The 23,184-nt window shown below is 46.3% G+C and carries 23 protein-coding genes; 20 read left to right on the top strand and 3 right to left on the bottom strand.

Going from position 1 to position 23,184, the window contains the following annotated elements; translation table 11 throughout:
* Positions 1–14 precede the first annotated feature (14 nt).
* The 8 genes from BUA56_RS10650 (at position 15) to BUA56_RS10615 (ending at position 7,284) form a co-directional block, all read left to right on the top strand.
* The gene (locus BUA56_RS10650; protein WP_072851456.1) at positions 15–611 is read left to right on the top strand and encodes a Maf family protein; all 597 of its coding nucleotides are present in this window, start codon (positions 15–17) and stop codon (positions 609–611) included.
* Positions 604–1,272, top strand: a complete 669-nt coding sequence (locus BUA56_RS10645) for an HAD family hydrolase (RefSeq protein ID WP_072851454.1) — start codon at positions 604–606, stop codon at positions 1,270–1,272. Before BUA56_RS10650 ends, BUA56_RS10645 begins: the two co-directional genes overlap by 8 nt.
* The gene (locus BUA56_RS10640; RefSeq protein WP_072851452.1) at positions 1,265–2,053 is read left to right on the top strand and encodes a Cof-type HAD-IIB family hydrolase; all 789 of its coding nucleotides are present in this window, start codon (positions 1,265–1,267) and stop codon (positions 2,051–2,053) included. The genes BUA56_RS10645 and BUA56_RS10640 overlap by 8 nt, the downstream gene beginning before the upstream one ends.
* On the top strand, positions 2,053–2,316 hold the full coding sequence (locus tag BUA56_RS10635; protein WP_072851450.1) for a glyoxalase: 264 nt from the start codon (positions 2,053–2,055) through the stop codon (positions 2,314–2,316). The genes BUA56_RS10640 and BUA56_RS10635 overlap by 1 nt, the downstream gene beginning before the upstream one ends.
* Positions 2,317–2,432: 116 nt before the next feature.
* The gene (locus BUA56_RS10630) at positions 2,433–3,851 is read left to right on the top strand and encodes an NAD(P)/FAD-dependent oxidoreductase (RefSeq protein ID WP_072851448.1); all 1,419 of its coding nucleotides are present in this window, start codon (positions 2,433–2,435) and stop codon (positions 3,849–3,851) included.
* 180 nt (positions 3,852–4,031) lie between these two features.
* Positions 4,032–4,613, top strand: a complete 582-nt coding sequence (locus tag BUA56_RS10625) for an SCP2 sterol-binding domain-containing protein (RefSeq protein WP_072851446.1) — start codon at positions 4,032–4,034, stop codon at positions 4,611–4,613.
* 32 nt (positions 4,614–4,645) lie between these two features.
* A complete protein-coding gene (locus BUA56_RS10620; protein WP_072851495.1) occupies positions 4,646–5,830 on the top strand; it encodes an iron-containing alcohol dehydrogenase in 1,185 nt (394 codons plus the stop codon).
* Between the two features lie 83 nt (positions 5,831–5,913).
* Positions 5,914–7,284: an aldehyde dehydrogenase gene (locus BUA56_RS10615; protein WP_072851444.1), complete on the top strand. Its 1,371-nt coding sequence runs from the start codon at positions 5,914–5,916 to the stop codon at positions 7,282–7,284.
* A 59-nt stretch (positions 7,285–7,343) separates the two neighbouring features.
* Here the strand turns inward: BUA56_RS10615 and BUA56_RS10610 are convergent, their stop codons facing one another.
* The gene (locus BUA56_RS10610; protein ID WP_072851441.1) at positions 7,344–8,552 is read right to left on the bottom strand and encodes a uroporphyrinogen decarboxylase family protein; all 1,209 of its coding nucleotides are present in this window, start codon (positions 8,550–8,552) and stop codon (positions 7,344–7,346) included.
* 243 nt (positions 8,553–8,795) lie between these two features.
* Here BUA56_RS10610 and BUA56_RS10605 point away from each other — a divergent pair, with 243 nt between their 5' ends.
* From BUA56_RS10605 to BUA56_RS10585, 5 genes are all read left to right on the top strand, one after another.
* Positions 8,796–9,920, top strand: coding sequence for a CdaR family transcriptional regulator (locus BUA56_RS10605; protein WP_072851439.1), 1,125 nt, complete (start codon positions 8,796–8,798; stop codon positions 9,918–9,920).
* A 196-nt stretch (positions 9,921–10,116) separates the two neighbouring features.
* A complete protein-coding gene (locus tag BUA56_RS10600; protein WP_072851437.1) occupies positions 10,117–11,199 on the top strand; it encodes a TRAP transporter substrate-binding protein in 1,083 nt (360 codons plus the stop codon).
* Positions 11,200–11,217: 18 nt separating this feature from the next.
* The gene (locus BUA56_RS10595) at positions 11,218–11,739 is read left to right on the top strand and encodes a TRAP transporter small permease (protein WP_072851435.1); all 522 of its coding nucleotides are present in this window, start codon (positions 11,218–11,220) and stop codon (positions 11,737–11,739) included.
* A 2-nt stretch (positions 11,740–11,741) separates the two neighbouring features.
* Positions 11,742–13,025, top strand: coding sequence for a TRAP transporter large permease (locus BUA56_RS10590; protein ID WP_072851433.1), 1,284 nt, complete (start codon positions 11,742–11,744; stop codon positions 13,023–13,025).
* 97 nt (positions 13,026–13,122) lie between these two features.
* Positions 13,123–14,148, top strand: coding sequence for an MtaA/CmuA family methyltransferase (locus BUA56_RS10585; protein ID WP_103711216.1), 1,026 nt, complete (start codon positions 13,123–13,125; stop codon positions 14,146–14,148).
* A 61-nt stretch (positions 14,149–14,209) separates the two neighbouring features.
* On the opposite strand, the gene BUA56_RS10580 is transcribed toward BUA56_RS10585, so the two are convergent.
* Entirely contained in the window at positions 14,210–14,902 is a 693-nt protein-coding gene (locus BUA56_RS10580; RefSeq protein ID WP_072851429.1) for an HAD family hydrolase, read from the bottom strand.
* 150 nt (positions 14,903–15,052) lie between these two features.
* Between BUA56_RS10580 and BUA56_RS10575 the strand changes: the two genes are divergently transcribed.
* From BUA56_RS10575 to htpG, 6 genes are all read left to right on the top strand, one after another.
* Positions 15,053–15,757: a lantibiotic protection ABC transporter ATP-binding protein gene (locus BUA56_RS10575; RefSeq protein ID WP_072851427.1), complete on the top strand. Its 705-nt coding sequence runs from the start codon at positions 15,053–15,055 to the stop codon at positions 15,755–15,757.
* Between the two features lies 1 nt (position 15,758).
* Positions 15,759–16,496, top strand: a complete 738-nt coding sequence (locus tag BUA56_RS10570) for a lantibiotic immunity ABC transporter MutE/EpiE family permease subunit (RefSeq protein ID WP_072851425.1) — start codon at positions 15,759–15,761, stop codon at positions 16,494–16,496.
* Entirely contained in the window at positions 16,493–17,248 is a 756-nt protein-coding gene (locus tag BUA56_RS10565) for a lantibiotic immunity ABC transporter MutG family permease subunit (protein ID WP_072851423.1), read from the top strand. The genes BUA56_RS10570 and BUA56_RS10565 overlap by 4 nt, the downstream gene beginning before the upstream one ends.
* A gap of 56 nt (positions 17,249–17,304) precedes the next feature.
* Positions 17,305–17,967 (top strand): response regulator transcription factor, encoded by a 663-nt coding sequence (locus BUA56_RS10560; RefSeq protein ID WP_072851422.1) that lies wholly within the window; start codon positions 17,305–17,307, stop codon positions 17,965–17,967.
* The gene (locus BUA56_RS10555) at positions 17,955–19,337 is read left to right on the top strand and encodes a sensor histidine kinase (protein WP_072851420.1); all 1,383 of its coding nucleotides are present in this window, start codon (positions 17,955–17,957) and stop codon (positions 19,335–19,337) included. The genes BUA56_RS10560 and BUA56_RS10555 overlap by 13 nt, the downstream gene beginning before the upstream one ends.
* Before the next feature lie 134 nt (positions 19,338–19,471).
* Positions 19,472–21,532 carry a molecular chaperone HtpG gene (gene htpG, locus BUA56_RS10550; protein ID WP_072851418.1) on the top strand — a complete coding sequence of 687 codons (2,061 nt, stop codon included), beginning with the start codon at positions 19,472–19,474 and terminating at the stop codon, positions 21,530–21,532.
* Positions 21,533–21,586: 54 nt separating this feature from the next.
* Here the strand turns inward: htpG and BUA56_RS10545 are convergent, their stop codons facing one another.
* A complete protein-coding gene (locus BUA56_RS10545; protein WP_072851417.1) occupies positions 21,587–22,090 on the bottom strand; it encodes a DUF5721 family protein in 504 nt (167 codons plus the stop codon).
* 160 nt (positions 22,091–22,250) lie between these two features.
* On the opposite strand from BUA56_RS10545, the gene BUA56_RS10540 reads away from it, so the two are divergent.
* A complete protein-coding gene (locus BUA56_RS10540) occupies positions 22,251–23,090 on the top strand; it encodes a DegV family protein (protein WP_072851415.1) in 840 nt (279 codons plus the stop codon).
* Positions 23,091–23,184 lie beyond the last annotated feature (94 nt).

Here is a 23,184-nt window from a genome sequence, read left to right as displayed (position 1 = left end):
AAGGAGATGTTATTATGGAACCCGTGATACTGGCATCAGCATCGCCGAGACGGAGAGAACTCCTGCAGCAGGCAGGTATTTCCTTTGAGGTAAGGCCGAGTGATGCAGAGGAAACAATTACAAAGACAGAACCCAGTGAGATAGTGGAGGAATTATCCTTTCTAAAGTGCAGTGATATTGCCGAAAAGGTTCGGGGAGACAGAGTTATACTGGGGGCTGATACCATCGTTTTTTTTCAGGGAAAAGTTTTGGGAAAGCCTTCTACAAAGCAGGAGGCGGCAGAAATGCTCGAGAGCCTTCAGGGGAAAACCCATGAGGTCTATACGGGTGTGACTTTTATCGTCCGGAAGGGGAAACACAGTGAGGTCCATACATTTTCAGAAAAAACGGCAGTGACATTTTATCCCATGAATCGGGAGGAGATCCGGGCATATGTAGAGAGCGGTGAACCCATGGATAAGGCAGGCGCCTATGGAATACAGGGGAGGTTTGCCGTATTTGTGAAGGAGATCCGGGGAGATTATAATAATGTGGTTGGGCTTCCTGTCAGCCGCCTGTATCAGGAATTGAAAAGGGCAGGGATTCCCGGAGGAGGGATCTCTCATGTATAAACTGTGTATATTTGATCTGGACGGCACACTGGCGGACACGGTAGAGTCTATTGCCAGAGTAGGGAATATGGTACTGGAGCACTTTGGCCTTCCCCCACAGCCGGTGAAAGATTATAATTATTTTGCCGGAGATGGTGTGGATACGGCACTGAAAAGAGCTCTGGCAGCAGCCGGGGATACCGCAGGGGTGCACTATGAGGAAGGGAAAACTCTTTTTCGAAAGTGGTTTGCCATGGATCCCTTATATCATGTAAAGCCAATGCCGGGGATTTTTCCGGTCTTGGAGGCTGTAAAGCACATGGGACTAGAGATAGCCGTATTTTCCAACAAACCCCACTTGGAAGCGGTTCATGTGGTGGAGACTATTTTTGGTAAGGGTTTCTTCTCCATGATCCAGGGCCAGACGGAGCAGATACCCAAAAAGCCGTCGCCGGACGGAGCACTGTACCTTGCTGAAAAGCTGGGAGTAAAGCCGGCGGAATGTCTGTACCTGGGGGATACGAATACAGATATGGATACAGGAAGAGCTGCAGGAATGGATACCGTGGGGGTAACCTGGGGATTCCGGCCCGCAGAAGAATTAAGAGAACATCACGCTAAGTTTTTGATAGAGCATCCGGAGCAAATTCTGGAGATCCTGGAGGATGGACAGTATGCTTAAGATGATAGCCAGCGATTTGGACGGCACACTTCTGCAGGATGGAAAACGCGATCTGGAACCGGAGATGTGGGAGCTGGTACACCGGCTCACGCAAATGGGAATTTTGTTTGTGGCTGCCAGCGGCAGACAGATTCCCAATCTGGAACGCCTGTTTGCACCTGTGAGGGAAGAAATTGCCTATATTGCGGAAAATGGGTGCCTCTCACAGTATAAAAATAAAATATTACATAAAGATATCCTGCCCAGAGAATTAGGACAGGAGATCATGCATACCATATGGAATAAGGACAATGCAGAGATTCTGCTATCCGGGGAACGTACCTGTTATATTCAGCCGAAGAGCCCCGCTTATTATAATCACATGGTCAATGTTGTCAAGAATCATGTAACCGTTGTAGACGACATTTTCGCAGTAGAAGAAGAATATATGAAGATCTCAGTGTACGACGAAAGGGGGATTGCTCAGTCAGAAGATTACTGGAAGGAAACCTTCGGATCAAAAGTAACTGTAGTCACATCCGGCAGTGTCTGGCTGGATATGACTCCTGTGGGGGCGAATAAAGGCAGCGCTATAAAACGGCTGCAGAGACAGCTGGGGATCCGGCCGGAGGAATGTATGGCATTTGGAGACCACTATAATGACGTGGAAATGCTGCAGGCGGTAAAGTACAGTTACGCTATGACCAATGCCCAGGAAGGGGTAAGACAAATCTGCAGATATTCTGCAGAGAGAGTAGAACCTGTATTAAAGAAAATTATAGAAAAAGGAGGCAGAGTATAATGGAAGAGTACAGTGATGAGTGTTTGGCGTATTTCTTAAGTCATCAAGAACAGTTATTTGATGAACCAGTGGCAGAGACACTGGAAGAAGCAGAGGCGTTTCTGGAGGACTGCATGGCTGTTGTGGTGGATTCCATGGAGGAAGTTCGGGCATATTTTGACGAGAGCGGGATGGATGTAGAAACCATGAGCAATGATGAGCTGGAGGAAGCCAGCGAAGTGTTCAAACTGCCCAACGGGCAGTATCTGATTGTAGAGGGCTGAGAGGCGTTTTACATGGAAAAGACAGAACAGCAGTAAGCTGTCCGTCAGGCCGGCCTTTAGAGGGCAGACTGTCGGGCAGCTTACTGCTGTGAGAGACAGAAAAAGGAGAGACACAAATGGGATGTAACAAATATGATGTAATTATTGTCGGGGCAGGACCATCCGGTATCTTCTGCGCTTATGAGCTGATTCGTCAGAAACCGGATATGAAAATTCTAATGATTGAGAAGGGGCGCTCGATTGAAAAAAGGCAGTGTCCCAAACGGAAAACGAATAAGTGTATGGGATGTCAGCCCTGTGCCATTACCACAGGCTTTGCGGGAGCAGGGGCATTTTCAGACGGGAAATTGTCTTTATCTCCTGATGTAGGAGGAAATCTTCCCGAGATTCTTGGGTATGAGGAAACTGTAAAATTATTGAAAGAATCCGACAATGTTTATCTGAAGTTCGGGGCAGACACAAAGGTGTACGGTGTGGACAAGGAGGCAGAGATCCGAGAGATACGCAGAAAAGCCATTATGGCTAATCTTAAGCTGGTAGAGTGTCCCATCCGCCATCTGGGTACGGAAGAGGGATACAAGATCTATCACCGTCTCCAGGATTTTCTGCTGGAACAAGGGATTGTGATGAAATTCAATACCATGGTGACAGATATTGAGATTACAGACAATCAGGCAAAGGCAGTAGTGACAGAAGACGGGGAACGCTATGAGGGCACAGAATTTGTGGCCGCTGTGGGAAGGGAAGGGGCAGACTGGTTCAGCCACATCTGCCGGGACCACGGCATAGAGACAAATGTGGGAACCGTAGACATCGGGGTGCGTGTAGAAGTGCGGGACGAGGTGATGGATTTTCTGAATAAGAACCTCTACGAGGCAAAGTTGGTGTACCACACACCTACCTTTGACGACAAAGTGCGTACCTTCTGCACAAACCCTTCCGGAGAGGTCGCCACGGAATACTACGAAAATGGATTGGCAGTGGTCAATGGACATGCTTACAAATCTCAGGAATATAAGACAAATAACACCAACTTTGCTCTGCTGGTGTCTAAAAACTTCACGAAACCTTTCAAGACACCCATCGAGTACGGCAAACAGATTGCCCAGCTGAGCAATATGCTCTGCGACGGCAAAATCATGGTGCAGACCTTCGGCGACTTCCGCAGGGGCCGGCGTACGACAGAAGAGCGGCTGTGCAGAAATAACCTGATTCCAACCCTGAAAGACGCAGTACCAGGAGATCTGTCTCTGGTCTTTCCCCACAGGATCATGGTAGATATTGCTGAGATGATTGATGCCCTAGATAAAGTAACCCCGGGGATTGCAAGCGATGAAACCCTTCTGTACGGGGTGGAAGTAAAATTCTATTCCAATAAAGTAGTTGTGGACAGAGAATTCCAGACCAGCATCAAAGGACTGCGGGCAGTGGGGGACGGAGCATCCGTCACCAGAGGGCTGCAGCAGGCATCTGCAAACGGTATCAGCGTTGCCAGAAGTATTTTGGGGACAACTTTTGGGACGTGTTCTTTCTAGAAAGAACACGTCCCAAATTAGGGCAGGGGTGTCCCATTTTCAATTTCCCCTGTCCCCTTTTTATTTCAAATATTTTGTAAATCAAAATAATTGAAATACAAATAAAAATATGATATACTTCCAGCAGATACCAATAAAGAGGTATTCTGTAAACTGAATGAGGACAAAGGTGACGGATCTATGAACAACATGAGTAGGAAAAAGAAATGGAGCAACCGTATAAAGAAGAGAACAGAAAGAATTGTCCTTTATGTTCTCTACGGAGGGCTGTTTGAATTATACAAAAGAGATTCCCGGATACAAAGAGAGGTTGACAGCTGGAAACATGGAATGACATATTGTCTGCAGTGCCAGAAAGATGGTCCGAGTCTATATATCAGAAAGACCGGCAGAGGATTGGAGCGGCTGGATCCCAGGGTACAGTCTGACTATGATACCTGTTTTCAGTTTAAAAGTATTGACAGTGCCTTTTTAGTTTTCACAGGACAGATGGGAATCGCGGGGGCTTATGCCGCCCACGGATTTACCATGAAGGGTGATATTGGGACTGCCATGTCCTTTTCAAGAAGTGTGGATTTGGCGGAAGCATATCTGTTTCCCCAATTTATTATCCGAAGAATTCTAAAGGAGATCCCGGAAAAAGAGATGAGTGCCCTTGGCTTGTACATCCGTATTGCAGGGGGAATTCTGTCAGGACGCTACCGGATGACAAGAGAGAATAAGATTACCTATACTGCCAGAACGGCCGGCGGGGCCAGCTGACGGTGCATCAGAGAAAGGAAAAAGATAAAACTATGATACCAGAATATTATGAATTTCAGAGCTCTGCGAAGATTCTTTCGGGAGCTTTTGCTTTGGAAAATATACCGGTGGAACTAGATAACTTGGGCTGCCTGCGGCCTCTGATTTTGTCGGATCGGATGCTGCAAAAGCTGGGAACCCTCCAGGTGGTGCTGGATGCCCTTCTCTCAGGGGGAACAGAGATTGGGGGGATCTATACAGATATCCCTGCAGACTCTTCCCTGGAAGTCGTTAACCGTATCGGAAGCTATTATAAGGAAAATAACTGCGACGGCATTGTAGCGGTGGGCGGCGGATCCGTGATCGATACTGCAAAAGGCGCAAGGATAATTCTCTCCCAGCATGCGGGGGACATTATGGAAATTCTTGGATGTGAGAGTATGAAAAGAGGAGAGCAGATCCCCTTCATCGCCATCCCCACAACATCCGGAACCGGATCCGAGTCCACTCTGGTGGCAGTAATAAAAAATGAGGCAAGAAAGCTGAAAATGGAATTCATCTCTTACTATCTTCAGCCAGATGTGGCGGTTCTGGATGTCCGTATGACAGAGACATTACCTCCCAGGATGACTGCCTCCACAGGGATGGACGCCCTATGCCATGCCATTGAGGCATACAGCTGCCTTCAGAAAAATCCTCTCAGTGACGCCTATGCTATATCTGCTGTAAAGATGATCGGCACCTACCTGGAGAAGGCCGCCGCAAACGGAAAAAATAAAGAGGCAAGGCTTGCAATGGCAAACGCATCTATGATGGCAGGCGCCGCTTTTTCCAACTCCATGGTAGGTATTGTCCATGCGGTGGGGCATGCCCTTGGGGGTGTCTGCCATATCCCCCACGGCGATGCTATGACTGTACTCCTGCCTTACGGAATGGAATATAACCTGGAAAAATGCAGAAAAGAGTATGGGGAACTCCTGCTGTACCTGGCGGGGGACGACATCTATAGCAGAACACCTGCAAAGGAGAGGGCAGAGCAGCTGATAAGGGAGATACGCAATATAGAAAGCAGACTTCACAATGTCTGCGGCCTTCCCCTTAGCCTGAAGGAATTGGGCGTAAAGGAAGAAGATTTTCAGCAGGCGGCGAACACGGCGGTCAATGACGGAGCAATGATAGTAAATCCCCGGCAGGCCGGAGTGGGAGATATTCTGGAGCTTCTAAAACAAGCATACTAAATTGACAGGACCTGAAAGATGGAGTATACTTACGGTTACCAAATCAGAACAGGCATAGATGCAGAAGTTTCAGGGAGGTATTTATGGAGATTGAAGAATTAGTAAAAAAGCAGAGAGCATATTTCTATACAGGAAAGACCAGAAGCTGCGGGTTCCGAATGAAGGCGCTGGAGCGGCTGGAAGCTTCCATCAAAAGGAACGAACAGGAAATACAAAGGGCTTTATCCTCGGATCTGAATAAATCTTCCTTTGAATCCTTTATGACAGAGGTAGGGCTTACTTTGAGTGAGCTTTCTTATGCAAGAAAGCATCTGGCAAAATGGATGAGAGAACAGAAGGTTCTGACCCCATTGTCTCAGTTCCATGCGAAAAGCTATGTAATCCCCGAGCCGTATGGGGTAACCCTTGTTATGTCCCCCTGGAATTACCCGTTTATGCTGTGCCTGGAACCATTGATCGGTGCAGTTGCCGCCGGCAACTGCTGTGTCCTGAAGCCCTCTGCCTATTCCCCGGCAACCTCAGCGGTAATCAAAAAGATGATAAGTGAGGCTTTTCCGGAAGAGTACGTGGCTGTGGTCGAGGGGGGGCGCCATGAGAATACCCAGCTACTGGAGCAGCGGTTTGACTATATATTCTTTACCGGCGGTGTTCAGGTGGGAAAAATGGTGATGGAAAAGGCATCCAGGTATCTTACGCCGGTTACGTTGGAGCTGGGAGGAAAAAGTCCGTGTATCATAGATGAGACTGCTGATCTGAAGCTGGCTGCCAAACGTCTGGTGTTCGGAAAATATCTGAACAGCGGACAGACTTGTGTGGCGCCTGACTATCTGTTAGTGCATCGTTCTGTCAAAACAGAACTGCTGGGGTATGTTCGGCACTGGATCACCGCAATGCTGGGGAAAGAGCCCCTGAAAAACCCGGATTATCCCAAGATGATCAATGAAAAACATTACCGCAGGGTTCTGGGACTTATTCAGGGGGAGGAGATTCTGGAGGGCGGATATGGCTGTGAAAAGACTCTGCAGATAGCGCCTACGGTGTTGGATCACATTACCGGGGAGTCTCCTGTCATGCAGGAAGAGATTTTCGGACCGGTTCTCCCGGTCCTCACCTATGATACATTGGAGGAGGCTGTCTCTTTTGTCCGGGAGAGAGAAAAGCCCCTGGCCCTCTATCTGTTTACAAGGAGCAGAGAGACAGAAAAAAAGATCCTGGGCAGCCTTTCTTTTGGAGGCGGGTGTGTGAATGACACCATTATCCATCTGGCGACCTCCCGGATGGGCTTCGGAGGTGTGGGAGGCAGCGGTATGGGAAGCTACCATGGGAAGCTTAGTTTTGATACCTTCAGCCATAAAAAAAGCATGGTAAAAAAATACAACTGGATCGATCTCCCCATCCGTTATCAGCCGTATACTTCAGGAAAAGAGAAGCTTTTGAGGATGTTTTTAAAATAGTTCGGAGGAACACAAGGCACAAATCTCAGATGATTTTAGAGATTTGTGCCTTGTTGTATTTATAAGGAAGGCATTACAGGACCAAATTCCCGGGCTTTTTTCTGAAGATAGAGAATCCGCTCAAACTTGGCGGCAGGAGGCACGGTGTCTGCTACAGATAAAATCAAGTGATCTCCCCGCCCGAGATTTTCAAATTTTTGATCTATAAATCTCTGAAACGTCACATCATCCATAGAGTCCTCCAATACGGAGATAGAGGGGATTCCTCCCCAGATGGTACACGTTCCGTCAAAGATGCGCCGGGTATCCTCCAGTGAAATTTTGGTCATAGGTGCAGGGCAGATAGAATCTGCAAGATCAAAACCAGACCGTTTATATAATTCCAGAAGTCCCGTGTTTTCTCCATCTGTATGAGTTGCTATGAATTTTCCTTTGCTGTGGGCGATTTCGGACTGCTGCCTAAGAGCCGGAAGAATATATTCCTCGTACATTGCAGGTGCGGTAAATGATGCGTCATAATTGGCTCCGGACAGAATAATTTCCGCAGGACTATTGATTGCCGCATCAAAAAGTTTCTGGCAAAAAGGAGTGATTTGCTGTATGAAAGCATCCATCTCCTCCGGATTATCGTACTGTTCATAATAATACGTATCAAAAGCCATCAGTTCCTTAATCAGATAATGGCCGGGGGAAGCCCACATGGCAGACAAGGCAACTGCTACCCCCCGATCACCGATGTATTCCTGCTGAAACTGTGAGTAATTGCTGTAATCAGGGATTACTTCCATATTTTCAAAAATATATGCCATAGCAGCATAGTCTTGCGGGGATTTGATGGCATGTTCACGAATCACATACAGTGTAATCCCGTTTTTTTTCATCTCCTTATTGTGCACAACAGTGGTGGTGATATCGCCTTTCGGCGTTTCATATCTGACTTTCAGAATACCATCGCCTGTCCACTGATGGGTGCGTCTGACATTGTGGAGCTTTAACCGGTAAGGGTGGTTCTTCAGATGATAAATACCTATGCCTACATCCAAATCCCCGTCCTCCGGGTTTATAAAATCCTTAAAATCCGGAATAATTGCATGGTATCCCAATTCCAGATCATCGGTTATTTCTTTCAGTGTGGCATGTCTGTAAGGGGCCGGCAAAGTACCATTTCTGGAATTTGCATTGTACCATATATCCAGGCGAGGGACAAAAGGCAAAGCATCCGTGGGCTCCCCCTTCAGAGTAGCCAGAATACGTTCTTTAATAGTCATAGAGTCCTCCTTTTGAATCCACTGCGGGGGTAATGGATCTATTTGATTTTGTTGAGTATATCACAGCCAGGGAATATTCTCATGGGTTAAGAAACCAAATATTGATAGATAAATTGTATTCCTGGAACAGAAAATACTGTAAAAAAATGCCAGATTTATAATCTGCTAGACATTAAAAAAGTGTAATGTTATCATGAAAAGAACTAAAATAGATAGAAAATGTAAAATGAAGGAGATGTTACATTGCTGGATAATTTTTTGGCAGAAAAGTTTATTGAAAAGGCAGGGGAGTCTACGGAATATAATATTAATATTATGGATGAGAGAGGCGTGATTATAGCCAGCAAAGACGCAGAGCGGATTGGAGATTTTCATGAAGTGGCCTACTGGATTATCCATGGGGATGAAGATATTATAGAGGTTCCCGATGGTGGAAAATATTTAGGGGTGCGTCCAGGGGTGATGCTGCCGGTGATTCAAAAGGGAAAACGGATAGGCGCTATTGGTGTCACAGGTGAACCTGCGAAAGTCCGGGAGATAGGTAAAGTGATGCAGTTTGCCATCGAGACTATGTATGAGTTTGAATTGCAGCACAGGCAGAGCGCACAGAGAAAAAGTATGAAGGAGCGTTTTATCTACGGAATACTTACGAATGAAGTTGCAGATATAGAAAAGCTGCGGGAAGATGCAGCGACCCTGGGATGGGAGGAAAAGTATATCCGCCTTCCTGTCTACCTTCTGCTGGACGATATGGCAGATGTTCCAACGGTACAGAGAAAACTGAAAGACAGTGCGTTGTACAGCAGACAGGATATTATATCAGTAGTTCGGGATAAGGAGCTGGTGATCTTTAAGAGCTTTAAGCCTGTGCCAGAGAGCTTATCCAGTTATAAAGAGACGGTGACGGAGTATATCTCGTATTGTAAAAATTATCTGGACATGGCAGGTGCGGGATATCAGTTTTGTGTCGGGACCTTCCAGGACAGGTATGAAAAGTACAGGACAGGCTATCAGCATTGTATCTGGCTGAAAAACAACACAAAAGAAAAGGTATCCTACTTCTACGAACATGTAAATGAATATATGAAAAGTTTAATCGCCATGGTTGAATACAGGGATATCTATGGAGTATATGAAAATATGATGGATGAGAAAACCAGGGAAAATTTCCTGGAGCTCACAGAAACCCTGCAAAAGAACAACTATAATTTTAATATTAGCAGCAAAGAACTCTATGTACATAAAAACACCCTGGTATTCCGTTTTAATAAAATCAGAGAATTATTAGGAGTAAACCCTATGCAGCAGGTTTCAGACAGGGAATTCTTGGAATATCTTCATTACTTTATGAAAAACAATAAAAAATAGATATTTGGTTCATTTCTTATGTTGACAGCACAAAAAACGAAAACATTTTTATGTTATCGCGCGATAGCCTAGGGGAACATATTATTATACAATAACAATACCAAAACTCATAAAAGAGAAAACAATTTTTGCGCACTTCTTCTGCGGGGGCGAAGAGGAGAGGTGAGTTCTCTTAGAACGAAAGGAGAGGTAAGAAATGAAGATGAAAAAGGTAATTGCGTTAACATTGGGTACGATTTTGACATGCAGCTGCTTTTTGGCAGGCTGCAATAAGGCACCGGAGAAACAGGAGACAGAGACAAAGGAAAACAAAGAGGACAGCGGTACAGAAGAAACCGCAGAAAAGGAGAAGCCGGCCTCCGGAGATACCGTAGTGCTAAAGCTGGCGCACCACACAGCCATAGACAGCGCTTATGATGTTGCTATAAAGCATTATGCAGACCTTATCTATGAGAGAACAGACGGGAGAGTCAAGATTGAAGTCTATCCTGCCGCCCAGCTGGGAGGGGAAAGAGATGTGCTGGAAGGCCTAAAGCTGGGAACTATTGATATGACTCTGAACACATCCGCACTCATTATGAATATAACACCGGAATTCGGGCTGTTGGATCTGCCGTTTTTATTTGAGGATTATGACCATGCCAGGGCCAGCCTGGACGGAGAACCGGGTCAGATACTGGCAGACAAACTGCTGGAACAGAACGGAATCCGCATGATGGCCGGATGGTGTTCCGGGTTCCGGGTGATGATGACCACCAACAAAAAAATTGAAAAGCTGGAAGACTTTCAGGGAGTCAAAATGCGTGCGCCTGAGACACCGGTCTATATTGATATGTTCACCGCGCTTGGAGCCAATCCTACGCCTATCCCTTACAGCGAAGTGTATACTGCCATGCAGACAGGTGTGGTAGAGGGAGTTGAGGTGGCTGCAGAGCCCATGTATACCAGCAAATTCCATGAGGTAGGCAAATACATTGCAAGGACCAACCATATTTTCAGCACCATCTGTCCCCTCATCAATGAACAGAAATTCCAGTCACTTCCGGAGGACGTACAGCAGATTATGCTGGATACCATGAAGGAGGCCACAGACTTTGAATGGGAAAAATTCCTGGAGGCAGACGAGGCCGCCCTGCAGGCAATGGTGGATTCCGGATGTGAACTGAACGAAATCGACCGCCAGCCGCTTATGGATGCCTGTGCCTCCGTGCAGGAAAAATATGTAAAGGAACTAAATGCCCAGGAGTTTATGGACAGTATTCAAAAGCTGAAAGAGTAAAGCAGATGAGGTATACATATGGATAAAAAAGCAATTCCGCACAGAATCTATTTTCGGTTTATCTATATCCTTGAGAAAATTATAGAATGGATTTCCGCAGTTACCTTTCTGGGAATACTGGCAGCTACCCTGCTTCAGGTGCTCTTTCGGTATGTATTCAACAAACCGCTCCTCTGGACAGAGGAGATTGCCAGATATCTTGGAATCTTTGCTATCATGATGGCCAGTTCCATTGCACTGAAGCATGACCAGCATATCGGAATCGATTTTCTCTCCTCCAAGCTTCCCGCGCCTGTGCAGAAATGGGTAAAAGCCTTCTATGCGCTGGTCATTATGGGGGTTATGGGATACCTGGGGATTTATACGGCCATATTGATGGGACAGACATTTTTTACCCCCACTCCAGCCATGCGCATACCCATTGGAATTCCCTATCTTGGAATGTTTCTCGGGTATCTCTGTTCCTTTGTGTTTGGGGCCTGCATACTCTATGAAATCTGCTTTCACATTGAGGTCCCGGTACCCGAAGAGGAGGCATAAATATGAAGGTAATACTTGTATTAATTATTCTGTTTTTCGTACTGATGTTTACGGGAATGCCGATTGCCGTGGCCATCGGAGCGTCTTCTATCATCGCTCTGCTGGTACAGGGAAATCTGCCGGGAATCGTGGCGCCTCAGCGAATCTTTGTAATGCTGGATTCCTTCTCCATGATGGCAGTGCCTCTCTTTATTCTGGCGGGGGAGGTGATGACCCGGGGAGGGATCACGAAGAAGCTGGTACGGTTCTCATCTGCGCTGGTGGGACATTTTAAGGGAAGCCATGCGCAGGTTACCATTTTATCCAGTATGCTTATGGCAGGGGTGTCCGGATCAGCGTCCGCAGACTGTTCAGCCATTGGCTCCATTCTCATTCCCTCCATGCTGGATGAGGGATATGACAAAGATTATGCGGTGGCAGTACTGGCCTCTGCGTCTACCATCGGGCCTATCATCCCGCCGAGTATCATGATGGTAATCTATGGCTCTATGACAAGTGTATCCGTGGGACAGATGTTTATCGGAGGCATCATACCGGGACTCATGTTTGGAATTTCCCTGATGGCTCTTTCCTATTATGTGGCGGCGAAAAGGGGTTATCCCACCCACCGGCGTTCCAGCATGAAAGAAATCTGGATTGCCTTTAAGGATGCGTTCTGGGCGCTCTTGATGCCTGTTATAATTATCGTAGGTCTTCTTTCCGGCATTTTTACGCCTACAGAGGCAGGGGCTATTGCGTCCGCGTACGCATTTATCGTGGGATTTGCCAGCGGGAATATCAAGCTTCGGGACATCAAAGACATTCTGTATAAGGCAGCGGTTGCCACCACAATCCCTATGCTGATCATTGGTATCGCCTCTGTCTTCGGCTGGCTTTTAACCATTAATAATTTCCCTGCACAGATTGGAGCTGTACTCCATGGGATCACTGCAGATCCTAATATCTTTATCATTATCATTGTAGTATTTTTGCTTATCATCGGCCTTTTTATGGAATCCAACGCAGCTTTGATCATCATGGTGCCTGTTCTTGCCCCCATGGCAGCCGCTTACGGGTTCAGCCCGGTACATTTTGGCGTTATCACAGTGGTTACTCTGCTTATCGGGGCAGTGACACCTCCGGTGGGGATACTTCTTTTTATCTCCTCCAGCCTTGCGAAGGCTAGAATCGGAGAGGTTATGAGACTGGTCTGGCCGTATGTCCTGGTGCTCAGCGTATTAACCTTTATTATTGCACTGGTACCGGAGCTTGTAACATGGCTGCCCGGCATCCTGATGCCCGCATAAAGCACAGACTGCTTTTGGCCGCAGTCTGCTATCCGGGGCGGCGGCAGAGGAATGTCTGCTAACAGGAGGAAAGAAACAGCAAGGAGGAATCAGTTATATGGAAATGACATCAAAAGAAAGAGTTATGGCAGCTTTTGCAAGAAAGCCGGTGGACAGAGCACCGGTTATTAACCCCACGTCAGTAATTACCATGGACAGTATGCGAGCATACGGCTTAAAATTCCCTGATGTGCATCTGGACGGGGAAAAGATGGCTTTAGCGGCTGCTGCCGGAAGAGAACTTCTGGGATTTGATTCCGTTATGCCGAAGTTCAGCGTTGTGCACTCCGCCGCAGCCTTAGGTGCAGAGGTGGAGTGGGGAAAAGGGGATGCCATGCCTGTGATACGGCGCCATCCCATAAAGGATCCGTCCCAAGTAAAGATACCCTCTGATTTTTTGGACCGGCAGCCGGTTAAGGTAGTGCTGGATGCCATTCGTCTTCTGAAAAAACGGTATGGGGATGAAGTGGCAATCATCGGAAAAGTATTTGGCCCATGGACAACGGCCTATAATATGTGCGGTACCGAGCAGTTTTTATTAGAAACCGCTCTGGACCCGGAGAAGGCGTCTGCCTATCTGGAGGCGTTCGCCCCTGTCTCTGTCATGTTTGCGGAAGCCCAGTTTGAAGCCGGCGCGGATATTATCCTGTGGGGCGATCACGTGAGCGGGGATCTCTGCAGCCCCAAAGCCTATGAAGAGTTCCTGCTGCCAATCCATAAGCGGATAAATCATGGGTGGCTGAAAAAATCAGGCCCTGTGATTATGCATGCCTGCGGAAAGACCTTAGACCGCATTGCCCTCATCAGCGAATCAGGATTTGAAGCCTTTCATTTTGATTCCCGAAATGATGCCGGGGAAATGCTGAAGCTCGCCGGGGATAAGATATTGCTTACAGGGGGAGTGAACAATCCGAAGCTTCTGTTCAAAGGCACGCCGGAGGAGATAAAAAAGCAGGTGTTTGATCTTCTGGATACAGGCATCGTACTGATCTCCCCGGAATGCGCAGTGCCTGTGCTCACGCCGAACCAAAATCTTATTGCTATTGTGGATGCGGTAAAAGAGTACAGTAAGATCCATAAATAGAAGATGTACCTATAAAATACGGCAAGACCGCCAAAACGTCGGGTCTGGCCGTATTTTTTTGTTACCGGAAACCGGGAATGGATAGGAGCTGGGTGAGGGTGTCCAGGCAATGGTCCGCATCCGGGTGTTCTCCCCGGTGGACCAGTATGCCGGGAATCTTCATCTGGCGTGCGCCTTGTATATCAGCAACAGGGTTATCCCCTACCATATAGCAGACTTCGGGAAAGTCAGCAGTCTCTAGGGCAATCTGAAAGATTTCCCTTCTGGGTTTGTCATATCCCACCAGCCCTGAGACGATAATGCCGTCAAAAAAAGAGGTAAGTCCCAGAGCTTTGGCCATTTCCGGCAGTTCCGGATAATTATTGGATAAGATGTAATTGCGATACCCCAGCATCCGGCAGGCATCAAGGACAGAAAGCGTGTCCTCATACAGATGGTATTTTTCTTTTTGAAGGATCTTTTCCCTGATGTGGGTACTTGCCTGCTGTGCAGTATCCAAAGGAACCCCTGCCTCTACATACTTATCAGAGAACCTTCTTTCCATGTGCTTCCACCAGCGGCTTCCTGTGATCTGTGTAAAATCCGCATCCGGGGTATCCCAGGGATAGAGATCAAAGGTCATAGCCCGTATCTCCTCAAAAGTTACCGGCGTGTCAGGAATATAGTGAAGCAGAGTTTCATAGATCGCATTGCTCCAAAGGTGCTGAGAGTGGACTAATGTTCCGTCAAAGTCCCAGAAAATAGCCTTATTCATGTATGTACCTCGCTTAAATTTGATTGATAAGTTTATTGCATAGTATACCATAAGCGGCCGGGAAGAAAAAGGGATTCTGTCTTCAGCATTTCTTCATATTTAACTGTTATGTTTATATTTGAAGTTAGACAGTGAATGGAGGATTTTATTATGAGGGAAATTTTAGAAACCAGAAATCTGACGAAGCGCTTTGGGCAGCAGACCGCGGTGGACCACCTATCCCTGAAAATACAGGAAAACTCTATCTATGGTCTCCTGGGGCCGAACGGGGCTGGAAAGTCAACGGTGCTGAAGATGATTGCAGGGATACTTCACCCGAGTGAGGGGGATATATTGTTCCGCGGTCATCCCTGGAGCAGAAAGGATCTGGGCCAGATAGGATCTCTGATTGAGACGCCCCCTGTGTACCAAAATCTTACAGCATGGGAAAACCTGAAGGTCAGGACAACAATTTTGGGATTGCCTGACACTTGTATCGCCCCAGTGCTGCATATCGTAGAACTTGATAATACAGGAAAGAAAAGGGCAGGACATTTTTCACTGGGAATGAAACAGCGTCTGGGGATTGCCCTTGCTCTTTTAAATGACCCCAAGTTACTGATTTTAGACGAGCCGACAAACGGTCTGGATCCCATAGGAATCCAGGAGCTCAGAGGGCTGATTACTTCCTTTCCGGAGAAAGGAATCACAGTCATATTATCCAGCCATATCCTCTCGGAGGTAGTGCAGACAGCAGACCATATTGGGATTATGGCCGGGGGCGTGCTGGGTTACAGCGGAAGGATTCAGCCGGGGGAGAATCTTGAGGGCTTGTTTATGGAAGTGGTGAAGGAAAATAGGAGGGGGGGCGTATAATATGTGGAGGTTGACAAAAACAGAACACCTGAAATTAAAGCATACCATTGGCAGCAAACTGCCGGCGGTGACTCCGGCGATAACTCTTCTCCTCGTACTGTCTCTGACAGGCGGTATTGAGAATGCCCTCCCCGCCGGTACATGGAATTGGTGGTATACTATGCTGCTTCCTGGTATGATGGCTGTACTCTGTTACCTGTGCATACAGAAGGACAAAGAACTCAACTTCAGTACGATGCTGTCACTTGGTATTCCGGCAGAGGCCGGCTGGATGGGAAAAATAATATACTGCAGTGTATGTCTTCTCCTGTCAAACATCCTTATTTTTGGGGGTACACTTGTGGGAGGAATGGTATTTGGAACCACAATATCTCCTGAGGAAGGCATTTTTGGAGCTCTGCTGCTTAGCATATCCTATCTCTGGGCAATACCGCTTTATTTGTTTTTGAGTGCAAGGTTTGGGCTGTTCGCCTGTGTTTTTTTCAGCATGGCACTGTCTGCAGGGGGAGTTGCCGCTCTTGCGGATACAAAGATTTGGTGGATTTGTCCTTCCGCTATTCCTGTGCGCCTGATGTGCCCGGTGCTGGGAATTCAGCCCAACGGCCTGCCCGTTCCAAAAGGAAGCCCGCTCTCAGGTATGGGTGTGATCGTTCCCGGCGTTCTTCTATCACTCCTGTGGCTTGTGGTCCTGACCTTTTTTACAGTCCGATGGTTTGCTGGAAGGGAGGGAGAAGCATGAGACAGCTGGTTCGGTATATAAAAGCTGATGTAATGAAAACAAGGCGGCTGGGAGTACGGCGGGCACATGGCTTGGTTCCGGCAGGAACAGCAGCTGTCTTTTTGACATATTACGCCTTTGCGCCCTGGAATCCTGTCTCTAAGTTAGAGGCCTATTTTCAGGTTTTGGGAGTTGCTCTTCCCATTCTTCTGGGGGTGTTTTCCGCGATAGCTGTAGAACAGGAAACTGCTTCCGGGGGCCTGCAGAATATGCTTTCCGTCCCCTGCAGGGCAGTGTCTTTCATCAGTAAACTGCTGCAGCTCCTTGTGTTTGAAGCGGCAGCAATATTCATGGCCAGCGCAATGTTCGGAGCCGGAAATATCTGTCTGCTGGGAAGGACTGAGGCAGGGTTTTGGGTTTACTGGATGGCGGGGATGGTGCTGTTTGTGAGCAGTATTTCATTATACACTTGGCATTTGTTTCTAAGTCTGCGGTTTGGCAAAGGAATTTCTGTAGGACTGGGGATCATGGAAAGCCTGGTGTCTGCCCTTCTGCTTACCGGATTGGGGACTTATATCTGGGTGTATGTGCCGTGTGCGTGGATTTCCAGGTTTCCGGGTCTGTATCTGCAGAAATATCTGGGCATACTAGATCCTATCTCTGAAGTCCGGGGAAAGACTGCCGCTGCAGTATGCGTAGGATTTACCATCCTGTCCCTGCTTGCGGGAGTACTCTGGTTTTCCAGGTGGGACGGACGTAAAATTAATGATTAACCTATACTTGTGAGTTACTTGAGGGTATAATTTTTATAAAAGGAGAATAGATAGAGATGGCAAATATTTTAGCAGTAGATGATGAAACCGCAATTTTAACAATGATACAGAAAATATTGTCCAGGGACGGGCACCAGGTGACCGTCGTCTCCGATTCTCAGATGCTTGAAGCCGTACAGTTAGAGCAATTTGATTTGATATTATTGGATATCATGATGCCCGGGAAGGATGGGTTTACCGTGTGTAAAGAAATTCGGGGCAAGACAGACTGTCCGATTTTGTTTCTTACAGCTAAGACGCAGGAGCAGAGTCTTGTGTACGGGCTGCAGACAGGAGCCGACGATTACATCTGCAAACCTTTTGGTGCAAATGAGCTTCGGGCCAGGATAGGAGCGCATCTGCGCAGGGAACACCGTGAACATTATGTACGGCTTTCAGTTCCCAATGCACAGTTTAATCTGTCATCCAAAGAGCTGACAGTGAACGGCACGGTTATGCAGCTGACACCGGCCGAATATGAAATATGCGAATTTCTGGCCCGCAGCAAAGGCCAGGTGTTTTCCAGAGAACAGATATATGAAAATGTATTTGGATATGACGGGGAAAGCAATGACTCTACTATTATTACGCATATTAAAAATATTCGAATAAAATTAGAACAGGCAGAGTATTCGCCTATCAAAACAGTATGGGGGATCGGATATAAATGGGAAGTATAAAGCAAAAAAGAGCAGTCTCCCTAAGCCTGTTCTTTTTAAAGTATTTCATGTATCTTTGTGCGGGGGCACTGCTGACCGCCTTCTGTGCCGTCTGTATATTTAATACTCTTGTTTTTAACCAGATGGTCTATGCTGCTGATTATGCACAGAAGGAGGCTGACCGGGCCTGCGGCCAGATAGCCGCTGCAGGACAGGTAACTAAGGAGGACATTCCGGAATTGTGCCAGTATGCGGTGTTTGATCCGGATGGAACCATGCGTGAGGGAAGCATCGGAAAAAGAGAGAGCGAATATGCATGGAGCGCTGTCCGGGGAAAGAGTGCGGACAGGCTGGGAAATTACTATAAAGTTGCTCCGGTAGCTGACGGGTATTGTGTACTGAGATTTCAAATAATGCCCCAGTTTAAATCAGCGAAACTTAGAAGGTATCTTCCCAATCCACAAAATCTGATCCTGACAGCAGTGCTTGTGATTCTGCTCTCCTACACGTGTTTTATCTCTGTCTGCTTTGGCCGTTCTCTGAAGAAAAAGCTGCATCCTTTGATATCGGCGGCCGGAAAGATACAAAACCGGGAATTGGAATTCTCTATGATGACAAGCAGCATTAAAGAGATCAATACGGTACTTAATGCCATGGAGCAGATGCGCATAGCTTTGAAAGAGTCTCTGGAGAGGCAGTGGAAGCTGGAGCAGTCAAGGAAGGAACAGATGGCTGCGCTGGCTCATGACCTGAAAACGCCTCTCACGATTATCAGGGGCAATACTGATTTGCTTCAGGAGTCAGAACTGACAGAGGAACAGGAGGAGTACTGCGGATATATCCAGAGCAGCATACAGACCATGCAGGATTATGTGAAAGCACTCATAGATATCTCTCAGACAGAGAGCGGTGCTCCCATAGAGATCCGCTGTGTGGACACCCGGGCATTTCTGGAGGAACTGTATGTAACGGTAGAAGGGCTGCTGACGGCTAAGGAAATAGAGATGCGCTGGGACACAGGTGAACTTCCCGCAGCCCTCCACATCCATCAGGGGCTGTTACACAGAGCTCTGTTAAATGTGTTTTCTAATGCCGCAGACTTTACCCCCCAAGGAGGCACCATAGCATTCTATGCTGCTGTAAAGGATGGCACGGCAGTGTTCCGTGTAAGCGATTCCGGACCGGGCTTCTCTCCTAAGGCTCTCACAAACGCAGCAAAAGAATTTTATATGGATGACGAAAGCCGTTCTTCTAATCTGCACTATGGCATGGGGTTATATATTGCCAGTATGGTGGCAAAAAGACATGGAGGCGAACTAATTCTTACTAACGCAGACTATCTTAAAGGCGCAGAGGTTACAATTAAAATTCCTGAATCAATGGTTTGTTAGCACTCAATCAAAATGAGTGCTAATTTTCTCTTGACTTTTCCATAGGAGGGTATTAAAATAAATTCCAGATAAACGAATCAGAGGAAAAGCTAAAGAACATAGAAATTCAGCAGAAAAGGAGAGTGACCACTATCATGGATAATAAACGTGGTAATTTATCAATTAACAGTGAAAATATTTTTCCAATCATTAAGAAATGGCTGTATTCCGATCATGATATCTTCTTCCGCGAGATGATTTCCAACGGATGTGATGCCATAACAAAGTTAAAGAAATTAGAGATTATGGGGGAATACAGCTTCCCGGAAGACTATAAGAGCAAAATAGAGGTTATTGTTAATCCGGATGAGAAGACTTTGAAGTTCATAGACACCGGTATCGGTATGGAGGCCGATGAGGTAGAAGAGTATATTACACAGATAGCATTTTCCGGGGCTACTGAATTCTTAGAGAAATATAAGGACAAGACCAGTGACGATCAGATTATCGGACACTTTGGTCTGGGCTTTTACTCGGCATTCATGGTTGCGGATGAAGTTCATATTGATACCCTTTCTTATAAAGAGGGAGCGGTTCCTGTTCACTGGGAGTGTGACGGAGGAACCGAGTATGAAATCGGTGAAGGAACAAAGACAACTGTGGGGACAGAGATTACCTTGTTCCTGAATGAGGAGAGCCTGGAGTTTGCCAATGAGTACCGTGCACGGGAGGTCATAGAAAAGTACTGCTCCTTTATGCCGGTAGAAATCTTCCTGTCCAAAGCCAATGCAGAGCAGGAATTTGAGACCATTGATGAACAGGACTTAAGAGATGATGATGTTGTTGTAGAGCATATTCATGAGGAAGCGAAGACAGAGGAAAAAGAGAACGAAAACGGGGAAAAAGAAGTTGTAGAGGTTTCTCCTGCCAGAGATAAAGTGAAGATTCACAAACGTCCGGTATCCTTAAGCGATACAAACCCTCTGTGGATGAAACATCCCAACGACTGCTCAGAGGAGGATTACAAGAGCTTTTACCGAAAAGTATTTATGGATTATAAGGAGCCTCTGTTCTGGATTCATCTGAACATGGATTATCCCTTTAACTTAAAAGGAATTCTTTACTTCCCCAAAATCAATACGGAGTATGATTCCATTGAGGGTACTATAAAACTCTATAATAACCAGGTATTTATCGCAGACAATATAAAAGAAGTAATTCCTGAATTCCTTATGCTTCTGAAGGGTGTCATTGACTGTCCGGATCTGCCGCTGAATGTCTCCAGAAGCGCGCTTCAGAACGACGGATTTGTAAAGAAGATTTCAGATTATATCAGCAAAAAGGTTGCTGATAAGCTAACGGGTATGTGCAAGACAGACAGAGAGTCTTATGAGAAATACTGGGATGATATCAGCCCCTTTATCAAATTCGGATGTCTGAAGGATCAGAAGTTCTCAGAGAAGATGATGGACTATATTCTCTATAAAAACATTGACGGGAAATATCTGACGCTGGAGGACTGCATCAAAGAAAACAAGAAAGAGGAAGAGGAAGCGCCGAAGGAAAGTACGGAGGCAGAGGAAACCTCTGATGATGGGGAGGAAAAGAAAGAACCGGAAAAAACCACGGTATATTATGTGACAGACGAGATTCAGCAGAGTCAGTATATTAATATGTTCAGGGAAGAGGGACTGGACGCAGTGATTCTGAAGCACAATATTGATGCGCCGTTCATCTCCCATGTGGAGCAGCTGAAAGAAGAAGTAAAGTTCCAGAGAATAGATTCTGAGCTGGACGCGTCCGTAAAAGAGGACAGCCAGGACGTGCTGGAGGAAGAGACAAAAACGCTTACAGATGTATTCCGAAAGGCTCTGGACAATGAAAAGCTGGAAGTAAAGGTAGAAAAGCTGAAAAATGAGAATATTTCTTCTATGATGACCTTATCCGAGGAAAGCAGAAGAATGCAGGATATGATGAAAATGTACAATATGTATGGCATGGATCCTGGTATGTTTGGAAGCAGCGAGACCTTAATACTGAATGCTAATAACAAGCTGGTACAGTACGTATCGGACCATAAAGAGGGTGACAATGTCAAACTATTCTGTGAACAGCTCTACGATCTGGCGATGCTCAGCCACAAACAGCTGACACCGGAGGCAATGACAAAGTTCATTGCAAGAAGCAATGAGATTATGATGCTTCTGGCCAAATAAAAGGGGATCAATGGTAAGAACCCCGGAATCTTGCAGAAAGGTTCCGGGGCCTTTTTATAGGTTTTGTACTGTGATTTCCTCCCGTTTAAAAAAGTCTCTCAGCATCTCGTCCCAGGCATAATCCAGTGATTTATCCAGTGTGAATACCTTCAGGGAGGTTCCGGTGGTACAGGTAAGCTGACGGCCGTCATACTGGAAGTTCAGGAACAGGCCGTTGATATCTTCAGGCCGGTAAGCCAGCTTTCTGTCTGCCAGCAGTACAGCGGTGTGTTCCGGGGAGAGACGGAAAATGATTTTAAAATGCAGAGGGGTATGTTTTCCCCGCATAATAGAAAAGCAGAAGGGTTTTACTTCTTTCCATAGAGTATAATCTCTCTCCTCGAGATGCAGGGAGTCGGCCAGAGAGGAGTCAAAAAAATCTTTGTGCAGACTCCCGTCTATGGTAAAGGTCACATAGGTGGTAATCGAAGCTTCCACAAACCAGAAGGTATCAAAAGAGTTCCCGCCCAGTAATTTAGACATAAAATTCCTGATATCCAGGATATTCAGAGCAATCATTGGTATCTTTCCTTTCGCTTAACTTACATACCGGATTATTATAAAACAAAAACTTAAAAAATCCTAGAGTTTTCCGGTAAAAAGGCCTTTTCAAAAAATATCTTTTGTGATAAGATAAAACATGGTATTTGATACTACATAGTATAGAAAAGAGGACGATATGAGTTATAAAGTTGTAATTGATAGCTGCGGAGAATTACCAGAAAGATTAAAGGCGGATCCCCGCTTTGACAGAGCATCTCTGACTCTTACGGTAGACGGAGAAGATATTATAGATGACGAAACATTTGATCAGGCATACTTCCTGAAACGTGTGGCAGAAAGTCCTAACTGTCCAAAGTCTTCCTGTCCCTCTCCTGAAAGATATATGAAAGCATTTGAAAGCGATGCGGACCATGTGTATGCAGTCACGCTGTCGTCAGAATTAAGCGGTTCCTATAACAGTGCAGTGCTGGGAATGAATCTGGTCCATGAAAAAAATCCGGATAAGCAGATTTATGTGTTTAATTCCAGATCTGCTTCCGTGGGGGAGACCCTGATTGCCCTGAAAATTGAAGAGTGTGAAGCACGGGGAATGGATTTTGATGATATTATTGACACGGTTGAGGCCTATATTGCGGAACAGAATACGTATTTTGTTCTGGAGAGCCTGGAAACTCTTAGAAAAAACGGAAGGCTCAGTAATCTTAAGGCTTTTGTGGCAACCGCTCTCAAGATTAAGCCTGTCATGGGCGCCACCGGGGAAGGGACCATCTGTCAGCTGGATCAGGCAAGGGGGATGAACAGGGCTCTTGTGAAAATGGTCGACTATGTAGTAGAAAAAGCATCTGACAGTGCGGGCAGGATTCTGGGGATTACGCACTGCAACTGTCCGGAACGGGCGTATATGGTGCGGGATGCCATTCTGCAGAAGATTAAGGTGAAAGATGTTATAATCATGGACACTGCAGGGGTAAGCAGTATGTATGCCAATGACGGAGGCATTATTGTTGTTCTGTAGACAAAAAAGAATAAATTTTTTTAAAATGCTCATAAAAAAATGAGCATTTTTTTGTGAAATATAGTATAATAACTTCGTATGGTGTTCCATACGG

The organism is Lactonifactor longoviformis DSM 17459 (assembly GCF_900129135.1).
In the GTDB taxonomy this organism is placed as follows: domain Bacteria; phylum Bacillota; class Clostridia; order Lachnospirales; family Lachnospiraceae; genus Lactonifactor; species Lactonifactor longoviformis.
Note: the sequence above shows the minus strand (reverse complement) of the source record. Positions and strands in the feature narration are given on the sequence as shown.

Excerpts from the sequence above, each read along its gene's own strand:
- BUA56_RS10580 (WP_072851429.1), bottom strand. The coding sequence starts at position 14,902 with ATGAATAAGGCTATTTTCTGGGACTTTGACGGAACATTAGTCCACTCT.
- BUA56_RS10635 (WP_072851450.1), top strand. The coding sequence starts at position 2,053 with ATGGAAGAGTACAGTGATGAGTGTTTGGCGTATTTCTTAAGTCATCAA.
- BUA56_RS10570 (WP_072851425.1), top strand. The coding sequence starts at position 15,759 with ATGTGGAGGTTGACAAAAACAGAACACCTGAAATTAAAGCATACCATT.
- htpG (WP_072851418.1), top strand. The coding sequence starts at position 19,472 with ATGGATAATAAACGTGGTAATTTATCAATTAACAGTGAAAATATTTTT.
- BUA56_RS10565 (WP_072851423.1), top strand. The coding sequence starts at position 16,493 with ATGAGACAGCTGGTTCGGTATATAAAAGCTGATGTAATGAAAACAAGG.
- BUA56_RS10620 (WP_072851495.1), top strand. The coding sequence starts at position 4,646 with ATGATACCAGAATATTATGAATTTCAGAGCTCTGCGAAGATTCTTTCG.
- BUA56_RS10560 (WP_072851422.1), top strand. The coding sequence starts at position 17,305 with ATGGCAAATATTTTAGCAGTAGATGATGAAACCGCAATTTTAACAATG.
- BUA56_RS10630 (WP_072851448.1), top strand. The coding sequence starts at position 2,433 with ATGGGATGTAACAAATATGATGTAATTATTGTCGGGGCAGGACCATCC.
- BUA56_RS10545 (WP_072851417.1), bottom strand. The coding sequence starts at position 22,090 with ATGATTGCTCTGAATATCCTGGATATCAGGAATTTTATGTCTAAATTA.
- BUA56_RS10595 (WP_072851435.1), top strand. The coding sequence starts at position 11,218 with ATGGATAAAAAAGCAATTCCGCACAGAATCTATTTTCGGTTTATCTAT.
- BUA56_RS10640 (WP_072851452.1), top strand. The coding sequence starts at position 1,265 with ATGCTTAAGATGATAGCCAGCGATTTGGACGGCACACTTCTGCAGGAT.
- BUA56_RS10590 (WP_072851433.1), top strand. The coding sequence starts at position 11,742 with ATGAAGGTAATACTTGTATTAATTATTCTGTTTTTCGTACTGATGTTT.
- BUA56_RS10600 (WP_072851437.1), top strand. The coding sequence starts at position 10,117 with ATGAAGATGAAAAAGGTAATTGCGTTAACATTGGGTACGATTTTGACA.
- BUA56_RS10615 (WP_072851444.1), top strand. The coding sequence starts at position 5,914 with ATGGAGATTGAAGAATTAGTAAAAAAGCAGAGAGCATATTTCTATACA.
- BUA56_RS10540 (WP_072851415.1), top strand. The coding sequence starts at position 22,251 with ATGAGTTATAAAGTTGTAATTGATAGCTGCGGAGAATTACCAGAAAGA.
- BUA56_RS10610 (WP_072851441.1), bottom strand. The coding sequence starts at position 8,552 with ATGACTATTAAAGAACGTATTCTGGCTACTCTGAAGGGGGAGCCCACG.
- BUA56_RS10585 (WP_103711216.1), top strand. The coding sequence starts at position 13,123 with ATGGAAATGACATCAAAAGAAAGAGTTATGGCAGCTTTTGCAAGAAAG.
- BUA56_RS10575 (WP_072851427.1), top strand. The coding sequence starts at position 15,053 with ATGAGGGAAATTTTAGAAACCAGAAATCTGACGAAGCGCTTTGGGCAG.
- BUA56_RS10625 (WP_072851446.1), top strand. The coding sequence starts at position 4,032 with ATGAACAACATGAGTAGGAAAAAGAAATGGAGCAACCGTATAAAGAAG.
- BUA56_RS10650 (WP_072851456.1), top strand. The coding sequence starts at position 15 with ATGGAACCCGTGATACTGGCATCAGCATCGCCGAGACGGAGAGAACTC.
- BUA56_RS10555 (WP_072851420.1), top strand. The coding sequence starts at position 17,955 with ATGGGAAGTATAAAGCAAAAAAGAGCAGTCTCCCTAAGCCTGTTCTTT.
- BUA56_RS10645 (WP_072851454.1), top strand. The coding sequence starts at position 604 with ATGTATAAACTGTGTATATTTGATCTGGACGGCACACTGGCGGACACG.